The organism is Roseateles sp. GW821-FHT03B02 (assembly GCF_059421025.1).
On record NZ_JBWKUV010000001.1, the window covers coordinates 103,168 to 125,187 of the forward strand.

A 22,020-nucleotide genomic window follows, 5' to 3' on the forward strand; every position below is an offset into this window, starting at 1 on the left:
GGCCTCAGTGCCACAACACGGAGTGCTTCATGGGATCCGCATTCAGCTTCATGAGCGTCATCGCCTTCACCGGCTACATCGTTCTCATCATTTTTCTCGTCCTGCTCGCCGTTCGCTTCGTGCGTGCGCACGAACGCGGCGCGGCCGCACTGGAAGAGATGGCACGCCGCCTCAATGACCGCAACCCCGGCGCGCCGGGCTGAGCCCGCTTTCATGTGATCAGGAGACCCACTTCGATGACCGACGACATCCGCGCCTTCAAGATGCAGCTCAAACCCGGCGTGGTGGCCGAGTACCGACGCCGCCACGACGAGCTGTGGCCCGACCTGGCCGAGGCGCTGCGCGGCGCCGGCATCCATGACTACTCCATCTTCCTGGACGAGAGCACGCTGAGCCTGTTCGCGGTCCTCAAGCTCAAGCCCGGCTACCCCATCGACGAACTGCCCACGCTGCCCGTCATGCGCCGCTGGTGGGACTACATGGCCCCGCTGATGGAGGTGGAGCCCGACAACAAGCCGCGCCAATGGGACCTGCCCTCCGTCTTCCACTTTGCGGGCTGATCCTCGCCGCGCCGCTGCTGGCAGCGGCCTGGTGCGAGGCGCCGCGCAAGCTGGAGCAGGTCGCCGCTGACGACTTCCACGCCGGCCTCGCGCGCTGGCGGCTGGAGGCCGAGGACGCGCGCGCCCTCGTCAACGCGGCCAACGGCGTGCTGGACATCGCCACGCCGGCCGGCCTGTCGCTGTGGTGGCGCGAGCCGCTCTCCGGCGATTACGCGATCCGCTTCACCGCCGTGGCCCTGCCCGCGCCGGCCAGCGCCGGCGCGCATGCCGGCCGCCTCTCGGACCTCAACATGTTCTGGAACGCGCTGGAGGCCGACGGCGGCGCGCCCCAACCGCGCAGCGGCAAGTTCGCCAGCTACGACACACTGCCCGGCTACTACGCGGGCTTCGGCGCCAACGCCAATACGACGACGCGACTGCGCCTGTACACCGGCAGCGAGCGCCGCCTGCTGACCGGCTTCGCAGACGGTCCCATCGCCGATCCCGGCGAGCAGCCCATGACGCCGCAGACCCGTCTGCACGCCGGCAAACCGCTCAGCATCGAGATCGTTTCGCGTCAACCCACCGCCGCGGACCCCGTTCACCTTCGCTGGCGCGTCGACGGCAACGAGCTCTTCGCGCGCGCCGACGCCAATCCACGCCTGCACGGCTACTTCGCGCTGAGGACAACAGCGAGCCGATTGCAGATCAGAGACTTCCAAATATTCCGCTGCCAATGAAACACCTGCTCCCCGCGCTCAGCCTCGCCTTCAGTTCCATGACGTCGATCGCTGCTCACGCGGCGGAGCCTGTCAAGCTGAACATCCAGGCCGACAAGCCCGGCCCCGTCATCGCGCGCCAGATCTACGGCCAGTTCGCCGAGCATCTCGGCAGCGGCATCTACGGCGGCCTGTGGGTGGGCCCTGACAGCAAGATCCCCAACGTGCGCGGCTGGCGCAGCGACGTGGTGGGCGCACTCAAGGCCATCAAGATGCCCGTCGTGCGCTGGCCCGGCGGCTGCTTCGCCGACGAGTACCACTGGCGCGACGGCATCGGCCCGCAGTCGCAGCGCCCGCCGCGCGTGAACACCAGTTGGGGCGGTTTCATCGAACCCAACACGGTGGGCACGCATGAGCTCATGGACCTGGCCGAGCAGCTGGGCACCGAGGTCTACATCAACGCCAACCTCGGCTCCGGCACGGTGCCTGAGATGGCGCAGTGGCTGGAGTACCTGACCGCCGAGGGCGACACGGCGCTGGCCCGCGAGCGCCGCGCCAACGGCCGCGACAAGCCCTGGAAAATCCAGTACTGGGGCATCGGCAACGAGAGCTGGGGCTGCGGCGGCAACATGAAGCCGAGCTACTACGCCGAGCTCTACAAGCACTGGTCCACCTTCGCCAAGGCACCGCGCGGCAACCGGCCCAAGCTCGTCGCCAGCGGCGGCCAGGAGCTGGAGTTGAACTGGGTCGAGACGCTGAGCGCCGAGATCAAGGGCCGCATGGACGCGGTGACCCACCACCAGTACTCGCTGCCCACGCGCGACTGGAAGAAGAAGGGCTCGGCCGCCGGCTTCCCAGAGGCCGAATGGATCTCCACGCTGGCCGTGCCGCAGACCATCGACGGCTACCTCGCCAAGCATCGCGAGATCCTGGACCGCAACGACCCGGCCAGGAAAGTCGCCATCTACTTCGACGAGTGGGGCAGCTGGTACGACCCCGAGCCCGGCACCGACCCCGGCTTCCTGGTCCAGCGCAACACGCTGCGCGACGCGGTGCTGGCGGCCCTGCACTTCCATGTGTTCCACCGCCACGCCGACCGCTTGAAGATGGCCAACATCGCGCAGATGGTCAACGTGCTACAGGCCATGATCGTGACCGACAAGGAACGCATGGTGCTGACGCCCAGCTACTACGCGTTCGCGATGCACCTGCCGTTCATGGACGCGACGTCGCTGCCCGTGCAGCTGGCCGGCGTGCCCGACTACACCTTGGGCAAGTACAGCATCCCCGCGCTCAGCGCGAGCGCGGCCAGGGGCGCCGACGGCAAGCTCATCCTCAGCCTGACCAACACCAACCCCAACCAGCCGCTGCCGCTGCAGCTCGCCGTCGGCGGCCAGGGTGTGCGCGCCGCGATCGGCCAGCTGCTGACCGCCGCGACGATGGATGCCGAGAACCGCTTCGACGCGCCGGACCACGTCAAGCCCCAGCCCTTCAAGGCCGAGGCCAAGGACGGACGGCTCGTGATGACGCTGCCTGCCAAGTCCGTGCTGGTCATCGAGGTGCAACCATGATCCGTCGTCTCCTCTGCCTGCTGGCCCTCGTCGCCGGCACCGCCTCCGCCGCCGACGCGCTGCGCCCGCCGCTGCTGCTGACGGCCCGCAGCGCCGCACAGGACCTAGGCGGCAGCTGGACCTATTCCAAGGACTACTACCGCACCAGCCTGACCGACATCAACGGCTGGGTCGCCAAGTCGCGCATGCAGCGCTTCCGCGACGTGGACGTGGCGACCGAGGAGAAGAAGCCCGGCCCGACCTTCTTCGAGTTCGACCTCGACCGCGGCCCGACGATGGAACTGCCCGGCGCGTGGAACTCGGCCGTGCCCGAGCTGCGCTGGTACGACGGGCTGATCTGGTTCCAGCGCTGCTTCGATGCCGCGGTGACGCCGGGCCAGCGCAGCTTCCTGCGCTTCGAGGCGGTGAACTACCGCGCCATGGTCTACCTGAACGGCAAGGCCGTCGCCCAGCACGAGGGTGGCTTCACGCCCTTCGTCGTCGAGGTGACCGACACACTGCGCGCCGCGGGCAACCGTCTCGTCGTCGGCGTGGATTCCAAGCACGACGCGCAGACCATCCCCGGCGAGATCACCGACTGGGATCTCTACGGCGGCATCACGCGGCCGGTGCAACTGATCCAGACCCCCGCCACCTTCATCGACGACGCCACGCTGCGCCTGACCGACGACGGCCACCTCATCGGCAGTCTGCAGCTCAACGGCCCGCAGGCAGGCAACCAGGCGGTCAGCCTGCGCATCGTCGCGCTGGGCGTCACGCTGCAGGCCCGCACCGATGCCCACGGCGAAGCCCGCTTCGACACCGCCGCACCCGCATCGCTGAAGCGCTGGTCGCCCGAAGCGCCGACGCTCTACGACGTGGACTTCGAGATCACCGGCGGCGACCACGTGCGCGATCGCATCGGCTTGCGCACGATCGCCGTGCGCGGCAGCGACATCCTGCTGAACGGCCAGCCCGTCTTCCTGCGCGGCATCTCCATCCACGAGGAGGAGATCGGCCCCAACCCCGCGCGCCGCCTCGACGCCGCCGCCGCCCGCCGGCTGCTCGGCGAAGTGAAGAACGGCCTGCACGGCAACTACGTGCGCCTGTCCCACTACCCGCACAACGAGACCCTGCTGCGCGCGGCCGACGAGCTGGGGCTGCTGGTGTGGAGCGAGATCCCGGTCTACTGGACCGTGGACTGGGACAGCCCCGCCGTGCTGGACAAGGCCCGCCGCATGCAGGCCGAGACGATCTACCGCGACCGCAACCGCGCGGCCCTGGTGCTGTGGAGCATCGGCAACGAGACGCCCGTGGCCGACAACCGCACGCGCTTCCACGCCGCCCTCGCCGCCACCGTGCGCGCGCTGGACCCGAGCCGCCTCGTCAGCGCTGCGCTGCTGGTGGAACGCCAGGGCGACACCATCCGCCTGGCCGACCCGCTGCTGAAGGAGCTCGACGTCATCGCCGTCAACACCTATGCGGGCTGGTACGGCGACGACACGCTGGACGCCGTCCCCAGGCTGCGCTGGGAGCTGCCGGCGGACAAGCCCCTGCTGTTCTCCGAGTTCGGCGCCGACGCGCAGGCGGGTTTCCGCGACCCCGCGCTGCGCCGCAAGTTCAGCGAGGACTACCAGGCCGACTACTACCGGGCCACGCTCGCGATGGCCGCCCAGGTGCCCACGCTGCGCGGCCTGTCGCCCTGGGTGCTGAAGGACTTCCGCTCGCCGCGCCGCGAGCATCCGGTCTTCCAGCAGGGCTGGAACCGCAAGGGCCTGATCTCCGAGACGGGGCAGCGCAAGCTGGCCTTCGACGTGCTGGCCCGGCACTACGAGGCGCTGCCGAAATGAAGCACGTACTGGCGGCGCTGCTGATCGGGCTCGCGTCGACGGCGCAGGCCTTCGACGTGGCCATCACGGTGGACGACCTGCCGGTGCACGGCAAGCTGCCGCCGGGCGTAACGCGCCTGCAGGTCGCCCAGGCCCACCTCAGCGCGTTCGCGGCGTTCGGCGTCACCGAGGCCTGGGGCTTCGTCAACGCCAGAGGGGCCGAGGCCGAGGGCGACGCCGTGCTCGCCGCCTGGCGCCAGGCCGGCCACCCGCTGGGCAACCACACCTTCAGCCACATGAACCTGGCCAGGGCGGCGGCGCTGGATACCTGGACGGCCGACGTGGCGGCGGGCGAACCGCTGCTCGAAAAGCACATGGCCGGGGCCGACTGGCGCTGGTTCCGCTACCCCAATCTGTCGGTCGGTGACGGCGAGCGGCGCGACGCGGCGCTGGCCTTCCTGAAGTCACGCGGCTACCGCGTGGCCGACGTCAGCCTGGCCTTCTCCGACTGGGACTACACCGACGCCTACGCGCGCTGCAAGGCGGCGGGCGACGATGCCGCGGTGGCGGCGATGACGGCGCATTACCTGCGCGGCGTCGATGCCGGTCTGGCCCGGGCGCGCGCCGATTCGCAGGCCGTGTTCGGCCGCGACATCCCCTTCGTGCTGCTCACCCACATGGGCGCCTTCAGCGCCGCCACGCTGCCCGAGGTGCTGCGCCGGCTGCAAGCCGCGGGCGTGCGCTTCGTACCGCTGGCGCAGGCCCAGGCCGACCCGGCCTATGCCCGCTTCGGCGGCGGCAGCCTCATCACCCGCGAGGCCCGTGCGCGCGGCACCGGCCTGCCCGCGCATGCACCTGCCGACAGCCTGGACCCCAAGGCCTTATGCCGCTGATCCGCATCACCCTGGCCCTGCTGGCGGCGCTCGCCCTGCCAGCCCAGGCCGCCCGCGAGGTCTACAACTTCAACCCCGGCTGGCGCCTGCACGCCGGCGACGCCCAGGGCGGTGCCGCCACCGCTGACACCGAAGTCGCCAACCAGAAAATCGTCGACACCGACGCCGGCCGCGGCGTGCTGTCCATCGTCGAAGCCGAGTTCTACCGACTGCCCTGAACCATGTCTGCCTCCCTCCTCCACCGGCGCCAACTGCTGGCCGCCGCACTGCTGGCGCCGGCCCTGCCCGCCCTCGCCCAGACCCCGCCGGCCGCCTGGCCCAACCCGCTGGTCGCCCAGCGCGCCGACCCGCAGATGCTGCGCCACGGCGACTGGGTCTACCTGATGGCCACCGTGCCCGAGTACGACCGGCTGGAGCTGCGCCGCGCGCGCTCGGTCGCGGGCCTGGCGACGGCCGAGGCCCAGGTCGTCTGGCGCCGGCACGACAGCGGCCCCATGAGCCGCCACATCTGGGCGCCCGAGCTGCATCGCATCGACGGCCGCTGGTTCATCTACTTCAGCGCCGGCGAGGCGAAGGAGCCCTGGAAGATCCGCCTGTGGGTGCTGGAGAACGCCAGCGCCGACCCCTTGCAGGGCGAGTGGACCGAGCGCGGCCAGATCAAGACCGCGTGGGAAAGCTTCACGCTGGACGCCACGGTCTTCGAGCACCGCGGCAGGCGCTACCTGGCCTGGGCACAGACCGACCCGGCGAAGAAGAACCACAGCACCGACATCTACCTCTCGCGCATGAAGAGCCCCACCGAGCTGGAAGGCCCGCAGGTGCGCCTCAGCCAGCCCGAGTACGCGTGGGAGAAGGTGCGCCATAGCGTCAACGAGGCGCCCGCGGTGCTCGTGCACCGCGGCCGTGTCTTCATGACCTACTCGGCCGCCGGCACCGGCGCCGAGTACTGCCTGGGCCTGCTCTGGGCGGACGAGAGCGCCGACCTGCTGGACGCGAAGAGCTGGCACAAGTCACCCGGCCCGGTGTTCGTCAGCAGCCCCGAGAACGGCCAGTACGGCCCTGGCCACAACAGCTTCCTCGTCGAGCCGGACGGCACGGTGCTGAACGTCTTCCACGCCCGCAACTACCGCGACATCGAGGGTGACCCCTTGCGCGACACCGGCCGCGCGACGCGCGTGCAGCCGCTCGCCTTCACGGCCGACGGCATGCCCGACTTCGGCCTGCCGCTGAAGGAGACGCCATGACCGTGATCGCCTTGTCGGCGGGCGAGCCCAACGTCTTCGAGGGCCAGGCGCCCGACCGCATCTGCCGCCGCCCCACCCGTGCAGAGCTGCATGCCTACCCGTCGCCCGCCCCGGCGCGTGGCCGGGCCGTCGTCTACGCCGGCGGCGGCTATCTGCAGCTGATGCACGACAAGGAGGGCGTCGAGATCGCGCAATGGCTGAACACGCTGGGGCTGGATACCTACGTGCTGGTCCATCGCCTGCCCGGCCAGGACGGCCACCCCTTCGACATCGCGCTGCAGGACGGCCTGCGGGCGCTGGACCACCTCGCCACGCTGCCGCCGCTGCCGCTGCTGCACGTGGGCCTGTCCTCCGGCGGGCACCTGGCGGGCGTCATGGCCTGCCAGCGGGATTGCGCAGGCGCCGTGATCGCCTACGCGCCGATCAACGCCAACCACCGCGACCACAAGTTCCCGCCGGGCAAGCCCGACTTCACGCCGCCCGAGAAACAGGCCTTCTACGACGCCTGGCCCATCGGCATCGCCAGCGAGCCGCACGGCCTGCCGCGCTGCCCGGTGTTCCTGGCCTACGCGCTGCACGACCCCATCGTGCCGGTCGCCCATGCGCTCAACCTCGTCGCCACCGCGCAGCAGCGGGGGCTGGACGTGGAGGCCCATGTCTTCCCGCAGGCTGAGCACGGCTTCGCGCTGCGGGCCCTGGAGGGCACGCACGGCCAGTGGCCGGCGCTCGCCGCCCGATGGCTGGAGATCCGGCTGGGCTGAGACTTCGTTACCCTGCACGCCCATCAGAACCACGGGCCGCGCATGCTGGAAGCCATCAACACCTGGAGCGACTACCGGACCAAGGTCCGCGAGTTCGACGCCGTGCTAGAGCACGGCAAGGCCGTATCGGCAGCGCTGACGGGTATCACCCTGGGGGCGCCCCACGCCAGCTACGGCGAGCAGATCTTCGTCAAGCTGCTGGCGCACTGCATCGCGCTGCGGCGGCTGGCGCCCGCCCCGGCCCAGGCCATGCCCGGCGAGCCGTGGGACCTGCCCTCCATGAGCGCCGTGGCACGCTGCGTCATCGAAGCCCACGACGCCTTCGAGTACATCGCGGGGCAGACGGTCACGGAGGATGAGCGTGGCTTCCGCATCCGCCTGTGGGAGCTGCACGACGCGACGCGCCGCCTGAAGATCCTGGCCCGCATCGGCTCGACCGACCCGGCCGTCGCCGGCATCCGGGCCGACGCCGCGCGGCTGCAGCTGGCGCTGGAAGCGCACGAGCACATGGCCTCGCTGCCGGCCGAGCAGCAGCAGGCGCTGCGCCTGCGCCTGCGGCGCAACGACCCGCCGGACTTCCACCTGAGCCGGCATCAGCGCTGCGAGATGAGCGGCGTGGACGCCGACTGGCACGAGGCCGTCACGATGCAGCTTTCGCAGCATGTGCACACGCTGCCTTTCTCCGTCCATCAGCTGATGCACTTCCAGGCCGGCACGCCTGAAGCCCTGCGCCTGATGGCGCAGCCGCTGGTGTTCGCCCTGCCCTTCCTGGCCCGCACGCTGCTGGCCATGGACCAGCTGCTGCCGGGCCGCGCGCCGGCGCCGCCGAGCCGCACGGCGCGGACGATGGCGGCATGGCGGGGGCTGGCGGCACAGGGGACGAAAGACCTGTAGCCGCTCCGTGGTGATCAGGGCCGGCAGGCACCGGGCTGCAGCTCGGCGCCATCGAACATCAGGTCGGGCTGCAAGGCCCTGAGCTGCAGGCGCCAGGGGCCGGCGGCGCGCTCGGGCAGCGTCAGCGTGGCGGTCAGGCGGTTGGCCAGCACGCCCTGAGCCCAGGCCGCGTCCTGCGCGCCGCGCGGCCAGCGCAGTGCGTGGCGCTGGCCGTCGAACAGCAGCTCGGACTGCCAGGCCTCGCCGGCCTGCAGCGGATAGGTCGGCAACACATGAACACGCAGGCAGCTGGCGTCGCCGGCCGGGTCGCCCACCAGCGCCAGCGTGGCTCCCGGCTGCCGCGCGGCCAGCACACCCTCCCCCCGGCCCAGGCCGGGAACCAGGCGCCAACCTTCGGCCGCGGCGACAGACAGCGCGACGGGCGCTGGCTCGGCCGGCGCCACCGTTGCCAGATCGGCCGCGGCGCTGGCGAGGCCGCGCAGGGCATCGGGCGCCACACCGCCCAGGCCGGGCGCCGGCAGCAGCGGCGCCTGCAGGCGGTAGCCGGCCCAGAGCCCGTCAGCGGGCTCCTCGGCCAGCATGCCGGCCCAGCGGCCGGCGTTGTAGCGCGCGGTCAGGGCCTTCAGGCGCAAGTCCGCGCGCACGGCCTGCGCCGCCAGGCGGCGGGCACCGGCAGGGTCGCGCTCCAGCGTCGCGGCATAGCGCTCCAGCGCGAAGAAGCGCTCGTTGGCCAGCGCCGAGGCACGCAGCGGGTACTCGACGAGCTGGAAGAAGCCGTCGCGCTGCGCGGCGGCGATGCGGGGGCGCACGGCGTCCAGCGCGGCCAGCAGTTGTGCGAAGCGGCCCAGACGCTCGTTCACCACCGCCGCCGGGAGCGCGCTGCGGCGCGGCTTCTCGCCGGGCAGGTGGTACTGCAGATGCTCGGGGCGGCGCTCGAAGTTGAGGCGGTAGTAGCCGTCCCAGATCGCGCCCACGTCGGCGACGCCGAACAGCCGCAGCGCCAGCCCGCGCAGCCAGGCCGGCTGGCCCTGGGCGCGCACGGCAGCCGGGTTCCAGGCCAGCTCGAACCAGTGGCTGAGGTTGACCTCATGGGGCTTGATGTCGCCGGCGTTGGTCATCCACAGGCGCTGCGCGCCGGCGTCGAAGGCGCGGCCCATTTCCTCGGCCACCAGGGCGGGGGGCGTGGTGGACAGCCAAAGATAGGACAGCGGCGCGCCGAGGTAGCTCAGGTGGTAGTACACGCCGGAGCCGCCCGGGCGCTGCGCCTGCGTGGCGTCCGGGAGCTGGCGGACGTAGCCGAAGTTGTCGTCGGGCCAGACCAGGGTCACGTCGTCGGGCAGGGCCAGGCCGGGCAATAACGGCAGCACTTCCTTGTAGGGCACGAAGACCTGCGGCAGCGCGGCAGGGTCGCCCACATGCCGGGCCAGCAGCTCGCGCTGGTCGGCAATCACCCGGCCCAGCAAGGCCTGCTTCTCGGCCGCTGAGCCGGGGCCCTGCATGCCACTGTCGTGGATGCCGCGCATGCCCAGCGTGTAGAGGTTGTCGTAGCGGCCGTTCGTCTTCAGCCGCTCGGCCCAGTAATCGCGCACCTGCTCAGGATGCGTGGCGTAGTTGTATTGCTCGTGCGGCGCGCGCCACTCGGCCACGTTGTTGCGCAGCAGCGGCTCGGCGTGGGACGAGCCCATGACGATGCCGTAGCGCTGGGCCAGCGCCGCATTGCGCGGGTCGGCGTTGAAGGCGCCCGAGACCTGGTGCATGGCCGGCCACAGCGTGTTGGCCTTCAGGCGCAGCAGCAGCCGGAAGACCTGCTCGTAGGTGCGCGGGCCGAGGGTGCCGGCCTCGGGCTCGAAGGTGCGCGCGGCCCAGGGGAAGAGGCCCCAGTCCTCGTCGTTGATGAAGAGGCCGCGGTACTTCACCGCGGGGCCGTCATGCAGCGGGGCGTCGAGGCTGAGGTACAGCGGGCCGCGTCGGAGCGGCGCGACATCGGCCCACCAGTGCCAGGGCGACACGCCCAGCGCCTGGCTCAGGGTGTAGACCCCATAGGCCGTGCCGCGGCGGTCGGCGCCGGCGATGACGAGGGCCTGTTTCACGCCGGGCGCGGGGTCGCGCAGCAGGGCGATCTGGAAGCATTCCCAGCAACCCTTGAGTTGGCCGAGATCGAGCTTCGCGGCGTCGATGCGCGGGTGGCGGCCGGCCGTGCCGACCCAGATCTCCACCGCCCCCTTGCCGCCGGCACCGACGCGCAGGCCCAGGCGCTTCAGGTCGTCAGCCAGGTCGCGGGCGACAAAGGCTTCGAGCGGGTCGGCATCGGGCGCCGCGACGATGACGGCGCCGTCCAGCGGCAGGCTGCCGGGCGTGGCGCGCGTGTCGACGGACAGCCCTGCGTGCGCCGCGCCGGCCAGGCTCAACAGCAGGGCCGACAGCAGCGCGCGCATCAACGGGCCTTGAAGGCTGCGCGCAGGTCCGGCGGCGGCGCGTTGCGGTCCACGCTCAGCCAGCCGTCCTTCACTGTCAGCTCGGCCACCTGGATGACGGTGCGCTGGTGCCAGCGGTCGTCCGCTTTCGCCTCGGGCTCGCCGCCCTGGTGCGTGAAGTAGAAGAGGTAGGCGCGGCCGTCGACGACGGTGACGCCGGGGTGCTGGCCCTTGGCACGGTCGGTAGGGTGTTGGCCGATGTCGGCCAGCAGCCGCGCGGGCTGCTCCTCCCAGTTCAGCGCGTCGTCGGAGCGCAGCACCAGCAGGCCCCTCCACAGGTCGGCCACCAACCACCACTTGTCGGCGAACTGAAAGACGGTGGGGCCTTCGCCGGGCAACTGACTCACCGGGCCGCGCACGGTCCAGGTCTTGAGGTCGGGGCTGTCGGCCACCTTGAGCTTGCTGCCGCCCTGCTCGTCCTTGAACCACATCCGCCAGCCGCCTTGCGGCGCGCGGATGACGGCCGCGTCGATGACCTTGGACGAGCCCAGGTCCACGCGGCCGGCACAGGTCCAGGTGCGCAGGTCGGTGCTGGTCAGGTGCTCGATGCGGCGCTCACCGGTCCAGCTCTTGTGCACACCGGGCACGATGGTCAGCCACAGGTGGTAGGTACCGTCGAAGTCCTGGATCTCGGGCGCCCACAGCGTGGCGCCGGTGCATTCGGCCGGGAACTTCGCCTCGCCGGCGGCGCGCCAGTGGTTGCCGTCGTTGGTGGTGGCCATGCCGATGGGCGTGGCGTGTACCCAGCTGACGTCCTTGGGATCGCCCAGCCGCAGCGTGGCGCGGCGGTTGGTGTAGAACATCTCCCAGCGCTTCATGCCGCGGTTGAAGACCAGGGCCACGTCGGCCGCGCCGTCCAGCACCGGGTCGCGGTACAGCGGCCGCGGCGCGGGTTCGACGCCGGCGCAGCCCGTCAGCAAGGCAAGCAGGAGCAGGGCGACGAGCTTCATGGCGTGGTGATGGGCAGGTAGCGCGGCGGCTTCATGCCGTGGCCCAGGTGAAAACTGGTGTGCGGCGGCTGGTTGTAGCCGGCGTTCTGGTTGGCCACCTGCACGCGGTACTGCGGGTCGTGCATCAGCGTCACCAGCCGGTGTTCGGTGGGGAGGGCGGTCGAGAAGATCAGCAGCGCCGTGCTGTCCTCGTTGCGCCAGACGACCTCCTCGCGCCAGTCGCCGAACAGGTCGGCCGACAGCACCGGGTTGCCCTTGGTGCCGTTGTTGGACGCGGCACCGAACGCCTTGCCGTTGAGCAGGTTCTCGAACTTGAAGGCGGCGGGGTTCCACTTGTCGATGGACACATGGTCCAGCGATTCGCGCAGCAGGTCGCCGTCCCACCAGACGGCGAAGTTGTAGCGGTTGGGGTGCTTGTCGCTGATGAGCTTGCCACCCGCGCTCATCAGGCCGCCGACCGAGCCCCAGCATTCGGCGCCGGGCCAGGCGGGGTCGATGTCGAAGCAGACGCCGCGGCCGACGTCGCTGTTCTGGCCCGACATGCTCCACAGGAGCTTGCCGGTGGCCGCGTCGTGCATCTCCAGGCCGTGCTCGCCATAGCAGCGTGGCGTCTCGTGGACCATGAAGATCTGCTGGCCTTCACGCGCCGGGTCGAAGGCGCTGACGTGCAGCGCGTCGCCATGGCACAGGCCCGTGCTGTAGAGCAGCTTGCCGTGGCTGGCGATGGTGGCGGCGCCGTAGACGATGTCGTCACGGCCGTCGCCGTCCACGTCGGCCACGGCGAACCAGTGGGCGCCTTGGCCGGCGGCGGGCTTGCTCGCTTCGTCGCTGTCGCTGTCGAATATCCAGCGTGGGGTGAGCTTGCCGTCGCGCCAGTCCCAGGCCGCCAGCACGGCGCGGGTGTAGTAGCCGCGCGAGAACACGGCGCTGGGGCGCTGGCCGTCCAGGTAGGCCACGCCGGCCAAGAAGCGGTCCACGCGGTTGCCGTAGGCATCACCCCAGGCGCTCACGTCGCCGCGCGGCGGCGCGTAGGGCACGGTGGCCATGACGGCACCGGTCCGGCCGTTGAAGACGGTCAGAAACTCGGGGCCGGCCAGCACATAGCCGGCGGCGTTGCGGTAGTCCGCCTTGGCGTCGCCGATCACCTGGCCCGCGCCATCCACGGTGCCGTCCGCCGTCTTCAGCATCACCTCGGCCTTGCCGTCGCCGTCGAAGTCGTAGGCAAGGAAGCTGGTGTAGTGGGCACCGGCGCGGATGTTGGGGCCGAGGTCGATGCGCCACAGCCGCGTGCCGTCGAGCTTATAGGCATCGATCAGCGTGGGGCCGGTGTAGCCCTTGTGCGAGTTGTCGTGGGCGTTGGTCGGCTGCCACTTGACGATGAGCTCGTACTGGCCGTCGCCGTCGAGGTCGGCGGCAGCGCCGTCGTTGGCTTCGTAACGGTAGGCCACGCCGTCGGGCGTCACGCCGCCTTCGGGCTTTTGCAGCGGCACGCGCAGGTAGGGCTGGCGCCAGGGCACCACGGCGGCGGAGGCGGCCTGCTCGTGGCCGTCGACGACGGCGCGCACGGTGTAGAGGCTGTCGGCCCGCCCCTGGGCGTCCATGAGGTTGGTCAGCGCCTGCGGGTCGCGGCTGAGGCGCCGGCCGTCACGGTAGACGTTGAAGCGCACGCCGGCCGGCTCGGTGCCCAGCAGCCGCCAGCTAACGAAGACGCCGGACGAGGTCGTCAGCGCGACGACGCCGCGGTCGAGCCTCTCCATCTGCCTGGGTTGGGCCTGGGCCAGGCCGGCCAGCAGCGTGCAGCAGATGACAAGATGACGCAGAGGATTCATGGTGGCTGATAAAAAAACGGCCCCAGCAGGAGCGGGGGCCGGCGCGCGTGCAGCGCAACTTCGGAGGCCATGCCGGCCCGGAGGTCAATCAGGTCAGAGCTTGTAGCCCAGCGTGACGTAGTAGCGGCGGCCCGACCAGGCCAGCTCGTTGGGGCGGCTCAGGTCACCGGCGTAGGTCAGCTCGGCCTGGTTGGTCAGGTTCTTGGCTTCCAGGGCCAGCGTGAAGTTCTTCGTCGCCTTCCACTGGATCTTGGCGTCCAGATAGCCGGTCTTGTCGCTGAAGTTCGGGTTGCCGGACACGTCGTTGTTGCCGGTGTAGTACTTGTCGCGGTAGGCGTAGGCCAGGCGGGCGTTGAAGTTGCCGTCGTCGTACCACAGGCCCAGGTTGTAGGAGTTCTTCGACAGGCCGGGATACGGCAGGACCGAGTTGTCCAGCGGGCTGATGAGCTCATTGCCCTGGGCGTAGCTGAAGCTCATGCGGGTGTAGTTGGCATCCACGCCGAAGTTGGCCAGGAAGCCCGGCAGGAAGGACAGCGCTGTGCGGCCGGCCAGTTCGATGCCCCGCGTCTTGGCACCCTCGCCGTTGATGGCCTGGGTCACGTCGAAGATACGACCGTCGCCGTAGAAATTGACCCCCCGGTTCACGATGCCCTTGCGGACATAGGTGCCGATGTCGGTGCGGAAGGTGGCCAGGCTCAGCTGCGTGTCGCGGCTGGGGTAGTACTCCACGCTAAGGTCGTACTTGGTGGCGCGATAGGGCTTGAGGTCGGGGTTGCCGGCCGTGCAGTCGTCGGTGCCGTCGCCGCCGCGGGCGGGGTCGCCGCTGCCGGTCGTGCAGGTGACGTTGGGCGCCAGCAGGTCGATGGCCGGCCGCGCCATCACCTTGGCCGCGCCGCCGCGCACCAGCAGCTTGCCGTTGATCAGCTGCAGCGTGGCGTTCAGGCTGGGCAGCACGTCGTTGTAGCTGTTGCTGAGCGACACGACGGTGTTGCTGTTCACGAGCACCGAGCAGCTCGACACGGTGGCCGGGTTGCAGGTGCGGTCCGTGCGGATGCCGGTGGAGGTCACGTCGGTGCGGGTGTAGCGCACGCCGACGTTGCCATCCAGCGGCAGGCCGAGGACCTCGGTGCCCCAGTCCAGCCGCACATAGCCGGCCTTGACTTTCTCGGTGATGTCGAAGGCCGGGATCTGGGGATAGGTCTTGCCGTCGTTGCCGGGCGTGCTGTAAAGGTATTTGTGCGAGAAGTCGCTGGTGTCGAAGATGCCCGAGGCCGCGGTGGCCGCATAGCTCGGCGACGTCCAGTTGGCGGGCACGCCGGAGACGTCGCCATAGCCGCCCATGAAGGTGCCGGGCGACTTGGTGCGGATCGCGGTGACGATCTCCTGCATGCGCGCGCTGGTCACGTAGGAGGTCTTGAAGCCGCTGTTGATGTAGGTCTGCGCGTCGTTGGGACGCTGGGCCGTGCCGGTGTAGAGCGGGTCCCAGATGATGGTCTGGTTGACGTTGGCGGTGCGGGCGTTGATGTCCACCGCCTCGTCGGTGGCCGTCAGGCTGCCGTTGTTCTGCACCAGATAGCCGCCGCCGTTGTACTGGCGCGAGCTGGACTCGCGCATCTGGCCGCCGAACCACAGACTCTGGAAGAAGGCGTGGTCGAAGTTGTACTGGAAGTCCAGCTTGCCCTGGCGCTCCTTGTTCTGCGTGGCGGACGGGCGGTACTGCATCTGCGCCTGCACATAGGACGAGGCGTTGTCGGGGCTGTAGGCCGTCGGGAAGGTGAACTGCGGCAGGTGGTTGCCGTCGAGCTTGACGACCAGACCCGGCGCGTTCTGCGTGAGCACGATGTTGTTGCTCTCGCTCTTGTAGTCGGACTTGGAGTCGCCCAGCAGGCCTTCGACGCGCCAGCTGCTGTTCTTGAACTTGAAGCCGGCGGTGGTGTACTTAGAGTCGATGTCCAGCGCGAAGTCACGGGCCGAGGTGCTGAACGCGCCCTGGCCGCCCTGGCCGGCCACGTTCAGGCAGTTGCCCGCGGTGAACTGCGTGACGTGGTGGTTCTCCACCACCATGCCGGCCGGCGTGGTGGTGGTCGGCGCGGCCACACAGGTGCCGGCCGTCTGCACCGTGGCGTCGGCGCGGTAGACCGGCGCGTTGCCCGGCGAGGCCAGCCGCGTCACCGCCGAGAAGTCGGTGCCGTAGTTCATGTCGTTGAGCCGCTGGGCCTGCTTGTTGGCCTGGTAGCTCACGTAGGCGTCGAACTCCTTGGTGAACTGGTATTGCGCCGTCAGCTCGGCGGAGCTGCGCTTGTGGTCGCGCGTCCAGATGCCGTAGCGCGAGATGCGCGGCGAGTAGTCGAACCACTGGGACAGGCAGGCGTTGCGGTCGGTGGTGTTGGTCAGCGCGGCGCAGCCGGCCGAGGTCGTCACGGCCGCGGCGTTGGCGTTCAGGCTGGTGAGGGTCTTATCGGCCGAGAAGTCCCAGTCGCGCAGGAAGGCCCAGGAGGTGTTGCGCGAGAAGTCGCCGCGCGTGTAGATCTTGTCGTAGACGAGGTTGGCCATCAGGCCGAGCTTGCCGTCCAGGAACTTGTCGGCCAGCAGCAGCGTGCCGCGCGGCTGCAGCCCCCCGCGCAGGCTGCCCTGCTCGGCGGCCAGCGTGCCGGCGACGGTGGTCTTGGTGAAGTCCAGCGGCTTGCGCGTGTTGATGCGCACCGTGCCACCGATGCCGCCTTCGGTCAGGTCGGCGGTGGAGCCCTTGATGACGTCGATGGAGGCGATCAGCTCCGAAGCCAGCTCGCGCAGCTCGGCGCCGCGGCCGGCACCGCCGTTGGTGCCGAGCACGGACATGCCGTTGATCTCCACGCGGTTCAGGTCGGGCTCGACGCCGCGGATGGAGACCTGCGAGCCTTCACCGAACTGGCGCGACAGCTGCACGCCCGTGATGCGCGACAGCGCCTCGCCGACGTTCTTGTCCGGGAACTGGTCGATGTCTTCCGCGACGATGCTGTCGCTGACCGTCGAGCCGTTGCGCTTGCGGTCGATGGCGCTCTGGATGGAGCGGCGGATGCCGGTGACGGTGACGGTGTCGAGCTGCTGGGTCTTGGCCTTGTCGGCGGCCGCCGGCGCAGAGGCGGCCTCGGCCGGAGCTGCGGCCTGCTGGGCGTGAGCCTGGCCGGCAAGTGCTGCCGAAATGGCCAGGGCCAGCGGTGTCCAACGCGAAACCGGCGTGCCGCCGTGAATCTTCTTCAGCATTTTGTCTGTCTCCAGAATATCGACCAGGGAGGGCTCGAAATGGCGCTCCTTATTGCCCCGAAGACAGTCTAGGGGCCGGGTTTGGCGCTGTGTTCACACAACAGCAAAGAATCACGGCCTTGATTGCTTGAACTCCGCAGAAACCCTCGAACACGACGCAATCCGATCAAGTCGATGATTACTCTGCCTGGCCGCTGAGCGTTGAGTGCCCGTGGGCACTGGCCGCAGCGGCTTCCCGCCCGATACCTCGGCTTCGATTTCAAACATGAAAAAACCCGCTTGCCGCGGGTTTTCATTTGAGTATTTCAGATACTTATATTTAAATTATCGAAAGTTTCGCCAATATCGAAGTTCGACCACCGCCGATTCTCAAGGCTGGCGTTCCAACCAGGCCTTGGGCACCGGCACGATGCAGATATTCATCTCGCGCCCGTCCGCCGCCAGCAGGGCCGACTGGATCTGGATCTTCTTGCCGTCGGGGCTGAACGTGGGGTGCGGATGGTCGCGCGCCGTCGTCTTGTGGCCAGTCGTCAGCAGCGTCATTTCGCGCGTCCGGCGGTCGATCAGGTACAGGCTGCGGCTGAAGTCGTCGCCCACCGCAAAACGCCCGTCCGGCGAACCATGCACATGCCACAGCCCGCTGCCCGAGGGCGTCTGGCCCACCAGGCTCACCTCGCGCGTGCGCAAGTTGACGATGGCCAGGCCGGTCGGCTTCTCGCGCGTGCCGGCATCGCCCCAGGCGGCATCTTGGCCCGGGTTGGCGCCCTCCACGCCGGTGCCGGCCGGGCGGCCGGCGTCCGCGACGCCCGGGATGGCGCGGTGGCCCATGATGGCCAGCGCCACCTCGTCGCGGCCGATGACGGCCTCGTGCGTGACCCACTCGTAGGGCGCCTCGGGGTAGAGCGGGCGCAGGCCCGTGCCGTCGCCCTTCACCGTCCAGGTGCGCTGCGGCGACTTGCCGCCGGTCTCCCAGCTGAACACCAGCTCGCCCGGGTTCCACAGGTTGGCCTGGATGTGGCCGATCTGGAAGGGCACGGAGACGACGTGGCGGATCTCGCCGGTCTGCACGTTGATCTTGCCGATGGCGTGCGGGCCGGCGCCCATGCCGCGCGGGCCGAAGGGCGGCTCGATCTTGGCGCCCGGGGCCAGGCGTGCGCCGGCATAGGCCTTGCCCTGGATGCGGAAGTAGAACCACTGGCCGTCCGCGTCCAGCGCGTTGTCGCCCACGGCTTCCAGCTCGGGCGGCAGCGTGCCGATGACGCGCTGGTAGCTGCTGGCCGGCTTCATGACGCCCGCCCTGCTGTCGGCGAAGACGCGGTCCAGGTCCACCTCGACGGCCTGCATGGCCTTCGGCGCCCCCTTCCGGTCGGGACGCAGGAAGTAGAGCCGGTTGCCGCCTGACTGCGCGAGGTTGAGCATGCCGTCGTAGCCGCCCTCGGTGACCTGCACCATCTCGCCGCTGGCCTCATTGACGGCGATGGCCTCGCCCTTCACGCGGTTGGAGCGGAACACCAGCCACTGGCCGTCGGCCGTCCACTGCGGGTGGCTGGGGTAGATCTTGGAGTCGCCGCGCGGCTGCGTCGTCAGGAAGGTCAACGGCGTGCCGGTGACGGGGTCGTTGACGACGCGCTTCTCCGACGGGAAGCGCTGGCCGATCTGGGCCCAGGCGGGAGCCAGGGTCAGGCTCAGCACAAGGGCGATGAACAGTGAGGATGATGTGCGCATGACGGGATGCCGGTTCAGGGTGCGGCGACTCTAGGGCCGGTGGTGTCAAGGACTGTTGCCGGCGGCGAATCGCTCAAGAACTTGCGCCTTCGCACCCGGCCGGCGGGTCGCATCGCTCCTAGCATGCGCGCCATGATCGCTACGCCCACTCGCCGCTGCGTTGCGGCCCTGCTGCTCGCCCTGCCCTTGATGCCCGCCCAGGCGCAGGAGTTCACCGCCAGCACCGACCCCGCGCGCGCCCAGGTCACGCTGCCCGAGCCGGCGAAGCCCGAACTGCCGTCGCTGATCCTCATCGGCGACTCCACCGTGCGCAACGGCCGCGACGATGGCCAGGGCAAGGGCGCCGAAGGCCAGTGGGGCTGGGGCAACCCGATCGCCGCCTACTTCGACCTGAACAAGATCAACGTCGTCAACCGCGCCGTCGGCGGCCTATCCAGCCGCACCTACCGCAGCAGCGGCCACTGGGACCGCACCAGGCCCTTCATCAAAAAGGGTGACTGGGTCGTCATGCAGTTCGGTCACAACGACGCCAGCCCCATCAACGACAACAGCCGCGCCCGCGGCGTGCTGCGCGGCACCGGACCCGAGAAGGAAGACATCAACAACCTGCTGACCGGCAAGCCCGAGACCGTCACCACCTACGGTGCCTACCTGCGTGGCTACATCGCCGAGATCCGCGCACTGGGGGCCACCCCCGTCGTCGCCTCGCCCGTCATCCGCAAGCGCTGGGAGGCCGACGGCCTGAAGGTGACGCGCGCCGGCGGCAACTTCGCCGCCTGGGCGGCCGAGGTTGCAAAGCAGGAGGGCGCGGCCTTCATCGACCTCAACGAATGGGGCGCGCTTCGCTACGAGGCGCTGGGCAAGGCCGAGGTGGAAAAATTCTTCCCCGCGGACACGCCCCAGGAAACCGTGCACACCAACTGGCTCGGTGCGGCGGTCAACGCCCAGTTGGTCATCGCCGGCCTGATCCAGCACAAGCTGCTGCCCGATGCCGTCTACCTGCGCCGCTTCGCGCCCGATGGCAGCGACGACCGTCCCGTCGTCGATGCCCGCAAGGTCAGGGTCGAGGCCCCCCGCGACGCGAGGCTGCCCAGCCTCGTGCTGATCGGCGACTCCACCGTGCGCAGCGGCGGCCAGAACGGCGCCTTCGGCTGGGGCGAGCGCCTGGCCGCCTTGCTCGACACCCAGCGCGTCAACGTCGTCAACAACGCCATCGGCGGACGCAGCAGCCGCACCTTCTTCACCGAAGGTCGCTGGGCCTCGGTGCTGGAGCAACTGAAAGCCGGCGACTGGCTGCTGATCCAGTTCGGCCACAACGACGGCGCCCGCATCGGCGACCCCGCCGGCAAGAACCGCGGCTCCGTGCCCGGCATCGGCGAGGAGACCGTCGAGGACACCCGGCCGGACGGCAACAAGGAGGTGGTGCACAGCTTTGGCTGGTATCTAAAGCGTTACATCACCGATGCCCGCGCCAAGGGCGCCCAGGTCATCGTGCTGTCGCCCATCCCGCACAAGGACCGCTGGCAGCCCAGCCAGCCGCGCGATTTCGAAAACTACGCGGCCTGGGCCGAACAGGTGGCGCTCGCCAACGGCGCGCAGTTCGTCGACCTGACGATGCTCGTCACGCAGGCCTACCGCGCCGCCGGTGCCGAGCGCGTCGACGGGTTCTTCTCCGACGCCCGCACCCACACGAATGACGCCGGCGCCGTCTTCAACGCCGCCCAGGTCGTCGAGGGTCTGAAGCGCCTGCCCGGCCAGCCTTTGCGAGCCCTTCTTGCCAAGCCCTGAAAACTTCGCTTAGAATGGCGGGCTTAGGCGCTTTAGCTCAGCCGGTTAGAGCGACGGAATCATAATCCGCAGGTCCGGGGTTCGAATCCCTGAAGCGCCACCAGACAAAGCCAACGGGCTGCCCTTATCCAAGGGCAGCCCGTTTTCTTTTCTCTGCCCTACTTCCCCGCGGCGGAAAGCGCCGGGGCGAAACGCTGCTGCACCAGCGCCCCCACGCTCATGCCGAGCCGGTTGCCCACCTCCGTGGAGGTGCGGTAGTGCACGCCGTCGTAGATGCGCGCCATGCGCACCTCCTCCATGAAGGCGTCGACGCTGTCCCACTCGCGCACGGTGCCCGGCAGCGTCGGGCTGGCCGAGCTGAGGCGCGGCATGGGCCGGCCACGCATCTCCTCACTCAGCACCGCACCGAGCGCGCCCGACACGACGCAATGGGCGCAAGGGTATTCGGGGTGCATCGGCGTGGCGATGAAGGGCGTCCAGCCCGGGTCGGGCACGGTCTTGCTGCCGCCGGCCAGATGTTCGGCGCGGATGGCGGTGATCGGCCGCCAGAAGTTGTAGGCGTACTTGGCGTCAAAGACGGCGATCAATGCGTCGTCGATGGCCATGCCGGCCGCGGCGTAGAGGCGCGCGTTCTGCGCCACGGTCCGGCCGGGCATCTGGCCCACGGCCTTGAGCACCGGGTAGTAGACCATCGGCCGCGTTTCTTCCCAGAAGCGGGCAATGTCGGTCTGGGCCGCGGTGCGGGCCGTGCTGCTCTTGCCGCCCAGCATGCGCACCTCCTGCAGATCGCGCGCCCAGACCTCGCTGCCGAGGTCGGGCGGCGGGCCGGGCCGGAACTGGTCGGCCCGCGCCATCACCCAGGGCGTGCGTCGAGGCCATGTTGGCGCGGCGGGCACGATGGTGGGCACGTAGCGGCCCGGCGCCGTCTGCCACTGGTAGTTGTCGGGGCCGCTGGCACCGTCCGCGGCGGCGCGCGCGAGCACCTGGGCCGCCGCCTTCTCGCCGGCCGCGATGCCCTCGGCCCTGGCCGGCCCCTCGGGCACGCGGCTCAGCGCAGCCTGGTAGGCAGCGTCGACCGCGGCCTTTTCGGCCGGCATCAGGGCGGTCAGCGTCGCGCGGTTGGCGGCTGCGACGGCCGCATCCACCGACGCACCGGGCACCACCGCCAGTCGCGGCATCCAGGGCGCGTAGCGCGGCTCGATGCTGTTCACGGCCTCGAATACGGCCACCTGAACGATGGCCAGCATGCGATGCCCAGGCGCGCCCGGACCGACCTTGGCCACGGTATCGCAGGCCGTCTGGTTCCAGTCGCCGATGACGTCGGCCCGCGCCGACGCGCCGGCTGCACCCAGCGCGAGCACCAACAGCAGCTTGGGAATGGCACGCGAGAAAGCCATGTTCGTCTCCTCATCCAGCAGCACCGGACGTTGCCGCAGCCAACAAAGATAGGCGCAAGACGGTGCGGCAACATCGCGCAGTTGAGGGGACGGCGCCTGCAGGATTGCGGGCCGGGCCAGGCGCTGCACGCTAAAATTGCAACTTCCGCTGGCGCCTCGCGCCGCGGCCTCTCAGCGGCGCGAGC

At 69.9% G+C, this 22,020-nt stretch carries 17 protein-coding genes and 1 tRNA gene; 12 read left to right on the top strand and 6 right to left on the bottom strand.

Annotation, left to right across the window (positions count from 1 at the left end; all coding sequences use genetic code 11):
• Positions 1–29: 29 nt before the first annotated feature.
• From AC07VX_RS00455 to AC07VX_RS00500, 10 genes are read left to right on the top strand one after another with little or no spacing between them, the layout of a single operon-like run.
• Positions 30–203, top strand: coding sequence for a DUF8066 domain-containing protein (locus AC07VX_RS00455; RefSeq protein ID WP_493163704.1), 174 nt, complete (start codon positions 30–32; stop codon positions 201–203).
• A 33-nt stretch (positions 204–236) separates the two neighbouring features.
• Positions 237–560 carry an L-rhamnose mutarotase gene (locus AC07VX_RS00460; protein WP_493163703.1) on the top strand — a complete coding sequence of 108 codons (324 nt, stop codon included), beginning with the start codon at positions 237–239 and terminating at the stop codon, positions 558–560.
• A complete protein-coding gene (locus AC07VX_RS00465; protein WP_493163702.1) occupies positions 524–1,279 on the top strand; it encodes a DUF6250 domain-containing protein in 756 nt (251 codons plus the stop codon). Before AC07VX_RS00460 ends, AC07VX_RS00465 begins: the two co-directional genes overlap by 37 nt.
• Complete coding sequence (locus AC07VX_RS00470) at positions 1,276–2,829, top strand: alpha-N-arabinofuranosidase (protein WP_493163701.1); 1,554 nt, start codon at positions 1,276–1,278, stop codon at positions 2,827–2,829. Before AC07VX_RS00465 ends, AC07VX_RS00470 begins: the two co-directional genes overlap by 4 nt.
• Complete coding sequence (locus AC07VX_RS00475; RefSeq protein WP_493163700.1) at positions 2,826–4,658, top strand: glycoside hydrolase family 2 protein; 1,833 nt, start codon at positions 2,826–2,828, stop codon at positions 4,656–4,658. Before AC07VX_RS00470 ends, AC07VX_RS00475 begins: the two co-directional genes overlap by 4 nt.
• Positions 4,655–5,530 (top strand): polysaccharide deacetylase family protein, encoded by an 876-nt coding sequence (locus AC07VX_RS00480; protein WP_493163698.1) that lies wholly within the window; start codon positions 4,655–4,657, stop codon positions 5,528–5,530. The genes AC07VX_RS00475 and AC07VX_RS00480 overlap by 4 nt, the downstream gene beginning before the upstream one ends.
• Complete coding sequence (locus AC07VX_RS00485; protein ID WP_493163697.1) at positions 5,521–5,748, top strand: hypothetical protein; 228 nt, start codon at positions 5,521–5,523, stop codon at positions 5,746–5,748. The genes AC07VX_RS00480 and AC07VX_RS00485 overlap by 10 nt, the downstream gene beginning before the upstream one ends.
• Before the next feature lie 3 nt (positions 5,749–5,751).
• Positions 5,752–6,774 carry a glycoside hydrolase family 43 protein gene (locus AC07VX_RS00490; RefSeq protein ID WP_493163696.1) on the top strand — a complete coding sequence of 341 codons (1,023 nt, stop codon included), beginning with the start codon at positions 5,752–5,754 and terminating at the stop codon, positions 6,772–6,774.
• The gene (locus AC07VX_RS00495) at positions 6,771–7,535 is read left to right on the top strand and encodes an alpha/beta hydrolase (protein WP_493163695.1); all 765 of its coding nucleotides are present in this window, start codon (positions 6,771–6,773) and stop codon (positions 7,533–7,535) included. The genes AC07VX_RS00490 and AC07VX_RS00495 overlap by 4 nt, the downstream gene beginning before the upstream one ends.
• Positions 7,536–7,577: 42 nt before the next feature.
• The gene (locus AC07VX_RS00500) at positions 7,578–8,429 is read left to right on the top strand and encodes a hypothetical protein (protein ID WP_493163694.1); all 852 of its coding nucleotides are present in this window, start codon (positions 7,578–7,580) and stop codon (positions 8,427–8,429) included.
• A 14-nt stretch (positions 8,430–8,443) separates the two neighbouring features.
• Here AC07VX_RS00500 and AC07VX_RS00505 read toward each other — a convergent pair whose 3' ends face one another.
• From AC07VX_RS00505 to AC07VX_RS00525, 5 genes are all read right to left on the bottom strand, one after another.
• Positions 8,444–10,864 (bottom strand): glycosyl hydrolase 115 family protein, encoded by a 2,421-nt coding sequence (locus tag AC07VX_RS00505; protein WP_493163693.1) that lies wholly within the window; start codon positions 10,862–10,864, stop codon positions 8,444–8,446.
• The gene (locus AC07VX_RS00510) at positions 10,864–11,853 is read right to left on the bottom strand and encodes a hypothetical protein (protein ID WP_493163692.1); all 990 of its coding nucleotides are present in this window, start codon (positions 11,851–11,853) and stop codon (positions 10,864–10,866) included. Before AC07VX_RS00510 ends, AC07VX_RS00505 begins: the two co-directional genes overlap by 1 nt.
• The gene (locus AC07VX_RS00515; RefSeq protein WP_493163691.1) at positions 11,850–13,682 is read right to left on the bottom strand and encodes a rhamnogalacturonan lyase; all 1,833 of its coding nucleotides are present in this window, start codon (positions 13,680–13,682) and stop codon (positions 11,850–11,852) included. Before AC07VX_RS00515 ends, AC07VX_RS00510 begins: the two co-directional genes overlap by 4 nt.
• A 93-nt stretch (positions 13,683–13,775) precedes the next feature.
• On the bottom strand, positions 13,776–16,925 hold the full coding sequence (locus AC07VX_RS00520; protein ID WP_493163690.1) for a TonB-dependent receptor: 3,150 nt from the start codon (positions 16,923–16,925) through the stop codon (positions 13,776–13,778).
• 369 nt (positions 16,926–17,294) lie between these two features.
• On the bottom strand, positions 17,295–18,650 hold the full coding sequence (locus tag AC07VX_RS00525; protein ID WP_493163689.1) for a hypothetical protein: 1,356 nt from the start codon (positions 18,648–18,650) through the stop codon (positions 17,295–17,297).
• A 132-nt stretch (positions 18,651–18,782) separates the two neighbouring features.
• On the opposite strand from AC07VX_RS00525, the gene AC07VX_RS00530 reads away from it, so the two are divergent.
• A complete protein-coding gene (locus AC07VX_RS00530) occupies positions 18,783–20,438 on the top strand; it encodes a rhamnogalacturonan acetylesterase (protein WP_493163688.1) in 1,656 nt (551 codons plus the stop codon).
• Positions 20,439–20,464: 26 nt separating this feature from the next.
• Positions 20,465–20,541 (top strand) — tRNA-Met (locus tag AC07VX_RS00535).
• A 55-nt stretch (positions 20,542–20,596) separates the two neighbouring features.
• Here the strand turns inward: AC07VX_RS00535 and AC07VX_RS00540 are convergent.
• Positions 20,597–21,835, bottom strand: a complete 1,239-nt coding sequence (locus AC07VX_RS00540; RefSeq protein WP_493163687.1) for a vanadium-dependent haloperoxidase — start codon at positions 21,833–21,835, stop codon at positions 20,597–20,599.
• Positions 21,836–22,020 lie beyond the last annotated feature (185 nt).